The sequence below is a fragment of the Streptomyces sp. NPDC038135 genome, assembly GCF_055601245.1.
In genome coordinates this window covers 190,359-203,260 of record NZ_JBVJXS010000005.1, presented here as the reverse complement: position 1 = coordinate 203,260, position 12,902 = coordinate 190,359, and the positions used below count along the sequence as shown (strand labels likewise).

The 12,902-nt window shown below is 72.8% G+C and carries 11 protein-coding genes; 8 read left to right on the top strand and 3 right to left on the bottom strand.

The window, feature by feature from the left end:
- Nucleotides 1-77 precede the first annotated feature (77 nt).
- Nucleotides 78-2,222, bottom strand: a complete 2,145-nt coding sequence (gene glgX / locus ACZ7JA_RS15755) for a glycogen debranching protein GlgX (RefSeq protein ID WP_351665744.1) — start codon at nt 2,220-2,222, stop codon at nt 78-80.
- A gap of 196 nt (nt 2,223-2,418) precedes the next feature.
- On the opposite strand from glgX, the gene ACZ7JA_RS15750 reads away from it, so the two are divergent.
- The 4 genes from ACZ7JA_RS15750 to ACZ7JA_RS15735 all read left to right on the top strand — a co-directional run bounded on the left by ACZ7JA_RS15750 (nt 2,419) and on the right by ACZ7JA_RS15735 (nt 6,777).
- The gene (locus tag ACZ7JA_RS15750) at nt 2,419-3,231 is read left to right on the top strand and encodes a Tat pathway signal sequence domain protein (RefSeq protein ID WP_351665742.1); all 813 of its coding nucleotides are present in this window, start codon (nt 2,419-2,421) and stop codon (nt 3,229-3,231) included.
- Between the two features lie 56 nt (nt 3,232-3,287).
- On the top strand, nt 3,288-4,604 hold the full coding sequence (locus tag ACZ7JA_RS15745; protein WP_351665740.1) for a copper amine oxidase: 1,317 nt from the start codon (nt 3,288-3,290) through the stop codon (nt 4,602-4,604).
- Nucleotides 4,605-4,707: 103 nt separating this feature from the next.
- A complete protein-coding gene (locus ACZ7JA_RS15740; protein ID WP_351665804.1) occupies nt 4,708-5,949 on the top strand; it encodes an SAV2148 family HEPN domain-containing protein in 1,242 nt (413 codons plus the stop codon).
- 102 nt (nt 5,950-6,051) lie between these two features.
- Entirely contained in the window at nt 6,052-6,777 is a 726-nt protein-coding gene (locus ACZ7JA_RS15735; protein WP_351665738.1) for a 3'-5' exonuclease, read from the top strand.
- A 28-nt stretch (nt 6,778-6,805) separates the two neighbouring features.
- Here ACZ7JA_RS15735 and ACZ7JA_RS15730 read toward each other — a convergent pair whose 3' ends face one another.
- Complete coding sequence (locus ACZ7JA_RS15730; protein WP_351665736.1) at nt 6,806-7,294, bottom strand: DUF6083 domain-containing protein; 489 nt, start codon at nt 7,292-7,294, stop codon at nt 6,806-6,808.
- A 271-nt stretch (nt 7,295-7,565) separates the two neighbouring features.
- Nucleotides 7,566-8,429: a phosphotransferase enzyme family protein gene (locus ACZ7JA_RS15725; protein ID WP_470808729.1), complete on the bottom strand. Its 864-nt coding sequence runs from the start codon at nt 8,427-8,429 to the stop codon at nt 7,566-7,568.
- A 159-nt stretch (nt 8,430-8,588) separates the two neighbouring features.
- On the opposite strand from ACZ7JA_RS15725, the gene ACZ7JA_RS15720 reads away from it, so the two are divergent.
- From ACZ7JA_RS15720 to mgt, 4 genes are read left to right on the top strand one after another with little or no spacing between them, the layout of a single operon-like run.
- Nucleotides 8,589-9,503 carry a carbohydrate ABC transporter permease gene (locus ACZ7JA_RS15720; protein ID WP_389302533.1) on the top strand — a complete coding sequence of 305 codons (915 nt, stop codon included), beginning with the start codon at nt 8,589-8,591 and terminating at the stop codon, nt 9,501-9,503.
- The gene (locus tag ACZ7JA_RS15715) at nt 9,500-10,333 is read left to right on the top strand and encodes a carbohydrate ABC transporter permease (RefSeq protein ID WP_351665730.1); all 834 of its coding nucleotides are present in this window, start codon (nt 9,500-9,502) and stop codon (nt 10,331-10,333) included. Before ACZ7JA_RS15720 ends, ACZ7JA_RS15715 begins: the two co-directional genes overlap by 4 nt.
- A complete protein-coding gene (locus tag ACZ7JA_RS15710; protein WP_470808726.1) occupies nt 10,333-11,634 on the top strand; it encodes an ABC transporter substrate-binding protein in 1,302 nt (433 codons plus the stop codon). The genes ACZ7JA_RS15715 and ACZ7JA_RS15710 overlap by 1 nt, the downstream gene beginning before the upstream one ends.
- Before the next feature lie 56 nt (nt 11,635-11,690).
- Nucleotides 11,691-12,887, top strand: coding sequence for a macrolide-inactivating glycosyltransferase (gene mgt / locus ACZ7JA_RS15705; RefSeq protein WP_389302526.1), 1,197 nt, complete (start codon nt 11,691-11,693; stop codon nt 12,885-12,887).
- Nucleotides 12,888-12,902 lie beyond the last annotated feature (15 nt).

Genomic DNA, 12,902 nt, shown 5'->3' with positions numbered 1-12,902 from the left:
CAGCGCGCCGGATTTCGTGTCATCCCCTCCGCACGCGGGGGGCGCACGCCGGAGTGCGCGCGCCCCCCGCGGGCGGCCTAGGCGGGCCGCTGCAGCACGGTCAGGCTGCGGTCCGGCAGGGTGACGCACTCACCGGCCGCCACCTTCGGGCCCGTGCCCGGCGGCACCCCGTCCGGACGGGCCGTGTCCACGACCACCTGCCACTGCCGGCCGTGATCGGCCGGCACCCGGAAGTCCAGCGGCCCGGGGGAGGCGTTGAACATCAGCAGGAAGGAGTCGTCCGCGATCCGCTCCCCGCGCGGACCGGGCTCGGAGATGGCGTTGCCGTTGAGGAACACCGTCAGCGCCGACGCGGGCGCCGAGTCCCAGTCCTGCTGGGTCATCTCGCTCCCCTCCGGAGTGAACCAGGCGATGTCGGACAGCTCGTCCTGGGCGGTGCCCTCCACCGGCCGCCCGTGGAAGAAGCGCCGCCGCCGGAACACCGGGTGGTCCCGGCGCAGCCAGACCATGGCGCGGACGAACTCCAGCAGGTCGCCCTCCGGGGACGCGCCCTCGGCGGACCCCTCCTCCGGAGCCTGCGGCCACCGCAGCCAGGACACCTCGTTGTCCTGGCAGTAGGCGTTGTTGTTGCCGCGCTGGGTGCGGGCGAACTCGTCCCCGTGGCTGATCATCGGCACGCCCTGGGACAGCATGAGCGTGGCGAAGAAGTTGCGCATCTGGCGGGCGCGCAGCGCCAGCACCTCCGGGTCCTCGGTCTCGCCCTCCGCCCCGCAGTTCCAGGACCGGTTGTGGCTCTCGCCGTCCCGGTTCTCCTCCCCGTTGGCCTCGTTGTGCTTGTCGTTGTAGGCCACGAGGTCGTGCAGGGTGAACCCGTCGTGACAGGTCACGAAGTTGATCGAGGCGAGCGGGCGGCGGCCGTCGTCCTGGTAGAGGTCGGAGGAGCCGGTCAGCCGGGAGGCGAACTCCGCGAGCGCCCGCGGCTCGCCCCGCCACAGGTCCCGGACCGTGTCGCGGTACTTGCCGTTCCACTCGGTCCACAGCGGCGGGAAGTTGCCCACCTGGTAGCCGCCCTCGCCCACGTCCCACGGCTCGGCGATCAGCTTCACCTGGGAGACCACCGGGTCCTGCTGCACCAGGTCGAAGAACGACGACAGCCGGTCCACCTCGTGGAACTGCCGGGCCAGGGTGGCGGCCAGGTCGAAGCGGAAGCCGTCCACGTGCATCTCGGTGACCCAGTACCGCAGCGAGTCCATGATGAGCTGGAGCACGTGCGGGGACCGCATGAGCAGCGAGTTCCCGGTGCCCGTGGTGTCCATGTAGTAGCGCGGATCGTCCGTGAGGCGGTAGTACGACGGGTTGTCGATGCCCTTGAAGGACAGCGTCGGGCCCAGATGGTTGCCCTCGGCCGTGTGGTTGTAGACGACGTCCAGGATCACCTCGATCCCGGCCTCGTGCAGCGCCCGCACCGCGGACTTGAACTCCAGCACCTGCTGGCCCCGGTCGCCCCAGGACGCGTACGCGTTGTGCGGGGCGAAGAAGCCGATGGTGTTGTAGCCCCAGTAGTTGTTCAGGCCCATGTCGACCAGCCGGTGGTCGTTCACGAACTGGTGCACGGGCATCAGCTCGAGCGCCGTCACCCCCAGCTTGGTCAGGTGTTCGATGATCGCCGGGTGGGCGAGCGCCGCGTAGGTGCCGCGCAGCTCCTCGGGGAGCCCGGGGTGGGTCATCGTCAGGCCCTTCACATGGGCCTCGTAGATCACCGTGCGGTGGTAGTCGGTGCGCGGCGGCCGGTCGTCGCCCCAGTCGAAGTACGGGTTGATCACCACCGACGTCATGGTGTGCGGCGCCGAGTCCAGGTCGTTGCGCCGCTCCGGGGCGCCGAAGTGGTAGCCGTACACCTCCTCGCCCCACGACACGGCGCCGCTGACCGCCTTCGCGTACGGGTCGAGCAGCAGCTTCGCGGAGTTGCAGCGCAGCCCCCGCGCGGGGTCGTACGGGCCGTGCATCCGGAACCCGTACCGCTGTCCCGGCATCACCCCCGGCAGGTACGCGTGCCGCACGAACGCGTCGCTCTCGCGCAGTTCCACCGCCGTCTCCGAGCCGTCGTCGTGCAGCAGACACAGCTCTACTCGGTGCGCGGCCTCCGTGAAGACCGCGAAGTTGGTTCCGGCGCCGTCGTACGTGGCGCCGAGCGGATACGCCTCTCCAGGCCAGACCTGCATGACCACGACTCTTCCAGGTGTGCGGCCCCGCTGGGGGCGCGTTGGCTGCGAGTCTCCCCGAAAGTGAGGGAACCCTCCCGGACTTACTGCCCTCTTACGGGCCGACCAGTGCATACGGCGACTCGTGTACCCGCCGTGTGCCGAATCAGTGGGGATACGCGTACTCCCGGGGATCTTCGGGGAGTAGGGGGCAGATGTGCGCGAGACAGTGCATCGACATCTCGGCAAGGTGGTGGCCGGAGCGGCCCTGGCGGTGGCCGGGACCGCGGTGATGGTGGCGGTCACCCTGCCGGGCACGGCGGGGGCCGACGAAACGGGAGGGACCAAGGGCGGCGGCACAGCCGCCCGGCAGGCGGGACAGGGGCCGGGCGAGGTCCCGCCGGGCGTCGTGGAGCAGGCGCCGGCCGAGGGGAAGAAGGGCACGGGCCGAGACCCGCTGACCGACGACGAGATCCGGCGGGTCGAGACCATCGCCCTGAGCGGGCCGTCGCTCAGCGCCGGCGAGAACGTCGACGGGCGCCGGGGCCCGCAGCGCCTGAGCGTCGACCTGGCCGATCCGGAGGCGGACGAGCTCGACGACCCGGGAGCGCCGCGCCGGGCCGAGGTGAGCTTCTACGACTACAAGGACGACGCCCTGATCACCAGGACCGTCGACCTGGGGACCGGCAAGGTCGTCGGCAGCGTCACCAGCCGGGGCGTCCAGCCGCCGCTGAGCCGGGACGAGAACGCGGAGGCGGCCGGGCTGCTGATCGCCGACCCGCTGGGCGCGGGCCTCAAGGCGGACTACCGGGACGCCACCGGCCACGAGCTGACCTCGCCGGACCAGCTCCGGCTCGCCGGCGCCGTCTACCGCGCCACCCCGGGCGGGCAGCCGGCCGTGCTCGACAAGTGCGGTGAGCACCGCTGCGTGCGGCTGTTCCCGAAGGTCAAGAACGGCCCCTGGATCGACGCCAGGTGGCTGGTCGTCGACCTCAGCGCCCGCAAGGTCGGCCGGCTCGCACGCCACTGAGCCGCGCAGCCGTCCACCTCTCCGACCCGCAACTCCTGCGAGGGAGCAACCTCTTCATGCGTCACAACAGAACGAGCCATGCCCGCACGCGCGCGGCCGTCGGCCTCACCGTGGCCGCGCTGGCCGCCGGCGTGACGGCCGGCGCCGGACCGGCCGCCGCCCGGCCGCAGGCCGCCCCGGCCGCCGCCGCGGACTGCAGCGCCGCCTACAAGATCGAGCAGAAGCTCTCCAGCGGCACCACCTGGCGGATGTGCTGGCGCTACGACAGCAAGGCCGGGCTGGTCCTGGAGAACGTCTCCTACCAGCCCAAGGGCGAGCCCAAGCCGATCAAGGTCCTCAACAGCGCCCGCCTCGCCCAGATCGACGTCCCCTACGACGACGGCAGCGTCGAGTACGACGACCTCACCGGCTTCGGCTTCGCGCAGGGCCTGGTGAACCTGGCGCCGGGCGAGTGCCCGGGCGGCACCATCAGGACCGTCCGGGTGCCCGACTCCTGGGACCCGGACCACCCGGACGTCAACGGCCTGTGCACGACCACGCGTTCGCGCGGCCACGCCTACCGCATGCAGGGCGACGCGGCCAACAAGGTCTTCCAGGCGCAGGGCAAGGACCTGCTCGTCTACACGGTCAACCAGGTCGGCTGGTACGAGTACATGACCGAGTGGCGCTTCCAGGACGACGGCACCGTCAACATGAACGTCGGCGCCACCGGCAGCCTCTCCTACGAGGACTACGACGCCGGCGACGGCCGCGGCTGGCCCATCGGCAAGGGCGCCAAGGCGTACGCCACCAGCCACAGCCACAACGTCTTCTGGCGGCTGGACTTCGGCCTCGACGGCTCCTCGAAGACCAAGGTCGAGCAGTACGACTCGGCCGTCACCGCGCCCGCCCCCGGCCGGCAGGCGCCCACCGCGAAGACCACCCGCACCAAGGTCACCAAGGAACTCGCGGGCGACTCCAAGGCCTACCGCTGGTGGCGGGTGGTCAGCGCGACGGGCAAGAACAAGGACGGGCACGCGCGCTCGTACGAGATCGTCCCCGGACCGACCACGAAGTACCCGGGACGCAGCTTCACCAAGCACGACGTGTACTTCACCGAGTACGACAAGTGCGAGAAGTTCGCGAGCAACAACCCGAGCTGCGCCCGCGGTTACCCGAAGTCCGTGGACAAGTGGGTCAACGGCCAGACGCTCACTCACCCGGTCGTCTGGATGAACGTGGGCTTCCACCACATCGCCCGGGACGAGGACCAGCAGCCCATGCCGGTCCACTGGCAGGGCTTCGCCATCGCACCGCGCGACGTCACGGCTATGAATCCCCTCACTCCGGACGAGCTCTCGTGGCAGAACGGCCACTGGCGTCCGCGTAGTTGAGAAACCGACCTGCCCATCCGGCTGCATCGCCGACCGCTCCCGGAGTACCCTTCCTTGATCGTTGACGTGGGGAAGGCCCGGGGTGGCGGAAGGCGGTGCGCGGGTGGGCGCGGGAGGGCTGGAGCTGCCCCCTGGTGACGAGGGTCACAAGGGGAACTCCACAGACGTCCCGCCCGGCACGGTGTCCCTGGCCCGCCCGATGGACGCCACGGGCTCCATCGGGCCGGAGCTGGACTGGGACGCCGACGCCTGGCGCGAGGTGCGGGTCCGCGCCCAGCGGGCGGGCCGGGCCTACATCTGGCTGAACCTGGTCGAGCAGCGGCTGCGCGCGGTCGTGGCCGCCGTGCTGCGGCCCGTCTACGAACCCGTCCACGGCGACGACTGGGTGGTGGCCGCGGCCGGGCCGGCCGGGCAGGAGTGGGTGCAGCGGGCGGTCGCCGTCCGCGAGGTCAGCCGCCGCAAGGGCTATCTGCTCGACCCGGCCGACGACAACGTGCTCAGCTTCCTCACGCTGCCGCAGCTGCGCGAGCTGATGGTGCAGCACTGGCCGTGCTTCGAGCCGTACTTCGACGACCGCCGGGACGTCGAACTCGCCCTGGACGAGCTGGAGGTGACCCGCAACGTCGTCTCCCGCAACCGGGCCCTGTCCGAGGCGGTGCTGAACCAGGCCGAGCGGGCCTCGGCCCGGCTGCTGGAGATGCTCGGCGCGGGCGGTGACGTGCCCTCCGCGCGCCGGCTTCCGGTGGACGCGGTGGAGGACCTGGTCGGCGACCGGTACGCGGACGTCGTCGCCGTCCACGCGGACCGGGTGCGCCTCATGCGCCAGTTCCCGGCCGAGGACCTGTTCGGGGGCGCCCGCCGCCTCGACGCCATCGGCATAGGGCTCAACCTGCTGGTGCAGAACTTCTCCGGCCGCCGGCTGGTCCGGCTCGCCGAGTCCGGCTGCCGGGTGCGGCTGCTCTTCCTCAACCCGGCCTCCAGCGCGGTCAAGCGCCGGGAGCGCGAACTGGGGATGAAACGGGGCGAACTCAGCCGGTCGGTCGAGATGAACATCCTGCACATGCGCCGGGTGCGGTCCCGGCTGCGCGACCCGGGCGCCTTCGAGATCCAGGTCTACGACGAGACCCCCCGCTTCACCGCCTACCTGGTGGACGGCGACGGCGCGGACGGCATCGGTGTGGTGCAGTCCTACCTGCGCGGGGCCCGGGGGATGGAGTCGCCGGTGCTGGTGCTGCGCGGCGGCAGCAAGGTGCTCAAGTCGGATGACATGGGCGATGCCGGCATCTTCCCGACATACCGCGAGGAATTCGAGCTGTCCTGGGCCGATTCGCGCCCCGTGTCCTGAACTGTCCGTGCGGGCAGGGGGAACGCGGCCCCCGGATTGTCAGTGCCGCGTGCGATGGTGAGAGCCACTGGGGGAAAGCACCACCGAGAAGGGGGGCCGCCGATGGGCTGGCACCGGGAGCTGCTGATCGGCTTCGACCTGGAAACCACGGGCACGGACCCGCACGAGGCGCGCATCGTCACCGGCGCGGTCATCGAGGTCAGGGCCGGTGAGCCCCTGGGGCGCCGGGAATGGCTGGCGGATCCGGGCGTGGAGATCCCGGCCGACGCGGTCGCGGTGCACGGCATCAGCAACGAACGGGCGACGGCCGAGGGCAGCCCGGCCGACCGGGTGGCCGACGCCATCGCGGACGTGCTCGTCTCGTACTGGCGGACGGGCGTCCCGGTGGTCGCGTACAACGCGGCCTTCGACCTCACCCTGCTCTCCGCCGAGCTGCGCCGCCACGGCCTGCCGTCCCTCACCGACCGCCTGGACGGCGCGCCGCCCGCCCCGGTCGTCGACCCCTACACCATCGACCGCTGGGCCGACCGGTACCGCCGCGGCAAGCGGAACCTGGAGGCGGTCTGCGCCGAGTACGGCATAGTCCTCGACGCGGCGCACGACGCCTGCGCCGACGCCCTGGCCGCGGCCCGCCTCGCCTCCGCGATAGCCGTCCGGCACCCGAAGATCGCCGCTCTCGGACCTGCGGAACTGCACACGCGCCAGATCGACTGGTACGCCCAATGGGCGGCCGACTTCCAGTCCTTCCTCCGCCGCAAGGGCGACGAGTCGGCGGTCGTCGACGGCACATGGCCCATCCGCCACCTCCCGGACAGCCTGCCGGCGTAGCCCGGCCGGCCGGCCCGCTCCGCCCGGGTCAACCGGTGTCCGGCAGTTCCCCGAGGAAGCCGTCCTCGTCGGCCCCGCGCCAGGCCGCCGACGCGTTGTGGGCCCGGACCGCGGTCAGCCACCGCCACGGCTGCACCTCGTCCAGGGTGAGTCCAGGGCAGGCGAGTTGGTGCGGTATCCGGCAGGTGGCGCCGGGCGCGGGCTCTTCCAGACCGCCGTTCCACGCGGTGCCGTCGCCGTCGACGTGCCAGCGGTGCCCGCCGGGCACGAGATGGGCGGGGACGGTGAGCCGGGGTTCGAGCAGGACGTGCCGCCCGGTGTAGGTGGGCCGCCGGTCACCGGTGAGCCCGCACTGGGGGCAGACCGGCGGCTCGGGAGGCTCCGGGCCGGTCGCGCCCTCGCGGGCCGCCTGGGCCCGGTCGGCACCCTCCCACGGGCCGGGTGTGCCGGCCGGTGGCTGCCGGGATCCGTCGGGCCCGGGTGCGGGCAGCGGAATGACGCTGTATGTGTCCCCCATGCCATCGAGCGTGCGGCGGCCGCACCGGGCGGAACAGGGCGCGAACCGGGCGCATCGGGAGCAGACGGACGGGGCACGCGCGGCGCCGACGACGGCTCGCGTGGCGCGCGGGCCGTGGCACCCCGCGGGACGATCCCGCGATCGGAGTAGAACCAGACCGCCTTGACCGTGAGGCCGGTCCGCCGGGCCGGCTCGCCGATCGAGTAGAGCGTGTCGCCGTCCATGCCCCCAACCCTGGCGTCTCCCCCAGGGGGCGACGCAACCGGCCGGCTCAGAACGGATACCACCGCACGGTCTCGTCCCCGTCCCGCAGCGACGCCACGCGGCGCCGGAACTCGGCCAGCGCCTTCGGGTTGCCGGGCGCGTGCTGAGCCACCCAGGCGCAGCTCGCCGTCTCCCGCGCGCCCCGCAGCACCGAGCAGCCCTCCCACTCCCGCACGTCCCAGCCGTACGCCGAGACGAAGGAGTCGTACGCCTCGGCGGGCAGCCCGTAGCGGTCCCGGGACAGGGCCATCACCACCAGGTCGTGCTCGCGCAGATCCGCGGAGAAGGTCTCCAGGTCGACCAGCACCGGCCCGTCCGGCCCCACGTGCACGTTGCGGGGCAGCGCGTCCCCGTGGATCGGCCCCGGTGCCAGACGGGGCGTCAGCGCCGCCGCGGCGGCCGCGAACCCGTCCCTGCGTTCCCGCAGGTACGCGGCGTCCTCCGGGTCGATCGCCCCGCCCGCGAGCCGCAGCCAGCGCTCCACGCCGCCCAGCAGTTCCCGGGGCGGCAGCCCGAAGTCGGGGGCGGGGAGCGCGTGCACGGTCCGCAGCAGCCCGGCGAGGTCCCGGGGCTCGGCCGGCCGCACGGCCTCCGGCAGCCGGCGCCACACGGTCACCGGGTGACCCGCCACCAGCAGCGGCTCGGGCTCGGCGGCCCGCACCGCGGGCACGTCCGCCCCGGCCAGCCAGCCGGCTACGGCCAGCTCGCGCCGGGCGCGGTCCAGCAACTCGGCGTCACGGCCCACCTTGACCACCAGTTCCCCGGCCGCGAACACCGCGTTCTCACCCAGGGCGATGAGCCGTGCGTCCGCGGCCGGGCCCGGCAGAACCTTCGCCGCGGCCAGTACGTCCCGCGCCCGTGCCTCGTCCATCGTCCGCCTCCGTGCCCCTCTGCGTACCGTCCCGGCCCTCGTGGCCTCCCGTCAGTCTCCCATTCGCACAGGTCGGACCGTGTGCGCGGGCCCTTGACGGGGTAGCGCGCGTTTACGAACATGAACACGCCAACGAGGTCACGCGAAGGGGCTGATCGCATGACAGCAGTGGCCGGGACGCGGCGGCCGGCCGGTCGTGCCGCCACTCGCGGCCACGGCGCCTGGTTCCTGGTCCTGCCCGCCCTCATCCCGATCCTGCTGCTGAGCGTGGGGCCGCTGCTCTACGGGATCGTGCTGGCGTTCACCGACGCCCAGTCCGGCCGGACGACGGCCACCGGCTGGATCGGCGCCCTCAACTTCCGGGACCTGCTGCACGACACGCTGTTCTGGGAGTCGTTCCGGATCGGGCTGGTGTGGGCGGTCGGGGTGACCGTTCCGCAGTTCCTGCTGGCGCTCGGCCTCGCCCTCCTGCTCGACCAGGACCTGCGGCTCGGCCGCTTCGCCCGTGCCCTCGCGATCGTCCCGTGGGCCATGCCCGAGGTCGTCGTCGGCGTCATGTGGCGGCTGGTCTACAACCCCGACGCCGGCATCCTCAACGAGACACTGCGCGACCTCGGCCTCGGCGGCGGCCGGGACTGGCTGAGCGGCCTGGCCACCGCGCTGCCCGCCGTCATCGTCGTCGGCGTCTGGGCGGGCATGCCGCAGACCACGGTCGCTCTGCTCGCCGGCCTCCAGAACACCCCGCGCGAACTGCACGAGGCCGCCGCGGTGGACGGCGCCGGCGCCTGGCGCCGGTTCCGCGCGGTCACCTGGCCGGCCCTCAGACCGGTGGCCCTCGCCATCACCGCCCTCAACCTCATCTGGAACCTCAACTCCTTCGCCCTGGTGTACGTGCTCACCAGCGGCGGACCCGGCGGGAAGACCCGGCTGCCCATGCTGTTCGCCTACGAGGAGGCCTTCCGCTACGGCCAGTTCGGCTACGCGGCGGCGATGGGCTGCGTCCTGGTCGCGGTGGTCTCCGTGCTGCTCTCGGTGTTCCTCGTGAGCCGGCTGCGGGGAGGCGGGGACGCATGAGGAGGACCCGCCCCGCGGCCCGCGCCGGACAGTACGCCGCCCTGCTCGCCTATCTCGTCTTCCTGGCCTTCCCGCTGCTGTGGCTGCTGTCCACCGCCTTCAAACCGCCCCGCGAGCTGGGCAGCCTCCATCCCACCTGGATCCCGCGCCACCCCACCCTGGCCAACTTCCGGCAGGCCTTCGACGAGCAGCCGCTGCTGCACGCGGCCCTCAACTCCCTGCTGGTGGCGCTCGCCGCAGCCGTCGTCGCGGTACTGATCGCGACCCCGATGGCGTACGTCGTCGCGCGGCACCGCTCGGCGCTGTCCCGGGCGGCCACCGGATGGGTGGTGGTCAGCCAGGCCTTCCCGTTCGTGCTGGTGATCATCCCGCTGTTCCTGCTGCTGAAGCACCTGCGGCTGATCGACTCCCTGGCGGGGCTGGTGCTGGTGTACGTGGTGTGGGCGCTGCCGTTCGCGCTGTGGATGCTCGTCGGACACGTCCGCGCCCTGCCCCCCGAGCTGGAGGAGGCGGCGGCCGTGGACGGCGCCGGGCGGCTGCGCACGCTGGTGTCGGTGACGGCGCCGCTGCTGGCGCCGGGCATCGCGGCGACGGCGCTGTTCGCGTTCGTCACGGCGTGGAACGAGTTCTTCTTCGCGCTGGTCCTGCTGAAGAGCCCCGGCAGGCAGACCCTCCCGGTCGTCCTCACCCACTTCATCGGCGCGGAGGGCGTCGCCGACCTCGGCCCGCTGGCCGCCGCCGCGTTCCTGGCCACGCTGCCCTCCCTGTTCGTCTTCGCCCTCGTCCAGCGCCGGATCACGGGCGGCCTGCTCGAAGGGGCGGTGAAGTGATGCGGCACCCGTACGGAGCCGGCCGGGTAAGGGCGGCCACGGCACTCCTCGTCCTGCTGCTCCTCCTCGCGGGCTGTTCCGCGGCGGATCACGGGCGGGGCGGCCCGGTCACCCTGCGCTTCCAGTCCCTCGCCTGGCAGCAGGAGTCCGTGGCCGCCAACAAGGAGCTGGTGAGGGAGTGGAACGCCACCCACCCGGACGTCAGGGTCGAGTACGTCCAGGGCAGCTGGGACAGCGTGCACGACCAGCTCCTGACCTCCTTCGAGGGCGGTGAGGCCCCGGACGTCATCCACGACGCCTCCGACGACCTCGCCGACTTCGCCTACGGCGGCTACCTCGCCGACCTCACCGGGCTGCTGCCCGCCGGGCTCAAGTCCGACATCCCGCGCCACAGTTGGCAGGCGGCCACCTTCGGGGACGGCGTGTACGGGGTGCCGTTCCTCCAGGAACCCCGGGTGCTGATCGCCAACACCGCCTGGCTGCGCTCGGCGCGGGTGCGCATACCGACCCCCCAACACCCCTGGAGCTGGCCCGAGTTCCGCCGGATCACCAAGCGGCTTAGCGGACCCGGCAGGTACGGCGTGGCCTGGCCGCTGAAGGAACCCGTCTCCGCCACGCTCAACCTGTCCCTCTCCGCGGGCGGCCGGCTCTTCCATCGCGACGCCGGCGGCAAGGTGACCGTCGGGTTCGGCGCCGGGGACGCGGTCGTGCCGCGCACGGTCCACGACCAGGTCGCCGTCGACCGCAGCGCCCCCGCCTCTACGCTGGGCAGCGGCGGCTCGGACACCCTGCCCGGCTTCTTCGGCGGCCGGTACGCGATGGTCCCGCTGGGCTTCTCCTACCGCCAGCAGATCGCGCAGCAGGCGCCGAAGGGCTTCGACTGGCAGGTGCTGCCCGCCCCCGCCGGCGCCGGCGGGCTCACCCAGGGCGTCAGCCCGCAGACCCTGTCCGTCGCGGCCGACTGCCCGCACAAGAAAGAGGCCGCCGAGTTCATCGGCTTCCTCCTGCGGCCGCGGAACATGGTCCGCCTCGCCCTCGGCGACTGGATGCTGCCCACCGGCGCCGAGGCCCTGAAGGACCCCGCCCTGCACACCGCGGAGAACGGCTGGGCCACCGGCACCGCGCTCGCGGCCCATCTGCGCCCGGCCCCCGCCCAGTCCGTGCGCGGCTACCCGGAGTGGAAGGACAAGGTCGCCACGCCCGCCTTCCAGGAGTACTACAGCGGCTCGATCGGCCTGGCCGGCCTGCGGGAACGCCTGGAACGGGACGGCAACCTGGTCCTGGCCCGCTACCAGCGCTGAGCCGGCGGCCGTAATTCGCTTGGACGAGACGTCTCGTCTCGCCTAGCCTCGTCGACATGACCGCTCCCGCCCACATCGCCATGTTCTCCGCCGCCCTGCACGGCCACGTGAACCCCAGCCTCGAGGTGATCCGCGAACTCGTCGCCCGCGGCCACCGGGTCACCTACGCCATCCCGCCGGCCTTCGCCGGCAAGGTGGCGGCGACCGGCGCCCGGCCCGTGCTCTACGACTCCACACTGCCCGGCCCCGACGCCGACCCCGAGGCCTGGGGGAGCACCCTGCTGGACCACGTGGAGCCGTTCCTGAACGACGCCGTCCAGGCGCTGCCGCAGCTCGCCGCGGCCTACGAGGGCGACGAACCGGACCTGGTGCTGCACGACATCACCTCCTACCCGGCCCGCGTGCTCGCCCACCGCTGGGGCGTCCCGGCGGTCTCCCTCTCACCGAACCTCGTCGCCTGGGAGGGCTACGAGGAGGAGGTGGCCGAGCCCATGTGGGCGGAGCCCCGGAAGACCGAGCGCGGCAGGGCCTACTACGCCCGGTTCCGAGCCTGGCTGGCGGAGAACGGGATCAGCCGGCACCCGGACCCCTTCGTGGGCCGCCCCGACCGCTCGCTCGTCCTCATCCCCAAGGTGCTCCAACCGCACGCCGACCGCGTCGACGAGCGGGTGCACAGCTTCGTCGGGGCCTGCCAGGGCGACCGGGCCGACCAGGGTGACTGGCAGCGCCCCGCCGGCGCGGAGAAGGTGGTCCTCGTCTCCCTCGGCTCGGCGTTCACCAAGCGGCCCGCGTTCTACCGCGAGTGCGTCCGCGCCTTCGGCGGCCTGCCCGGCTGGCACCTGGTCCTGCAGATCGGCCGCCAGGTGACCCCGGCCGAGCTGGGCGACGTGCCCGCCAACGTGGAAGTGCACTCGTGGGTGCCGCAGTTGGCGATCCTGCGGCAGGCCGACCTGTTCGTGACGCACGCCGGAGCCGGCGGCAGCCAGGAGGGGCTGGCCACCGGCACGCCGATGATCGCCGTGCCGCAGGCCGTGGACCAGTTCGGCAACGCCGACATGCTCCAGTCCCTCGGCGTGGCCCGGCGCCTGCCCACCGAGGAGGCCACCGCCGACCGCCTCCGCGGGGCCGCCCTCGCCCTCACCGGCGACCCGGAGGTCGCCCGGCGGCTGAAGGACATCCAGGCCCAGATGGCCGAGGAGGGCGGCACCCGGCGCGCGGCCGACCTGATCGAGGCGGAACTGCCCGCGCGCTGAGCCACGCACGGGGGC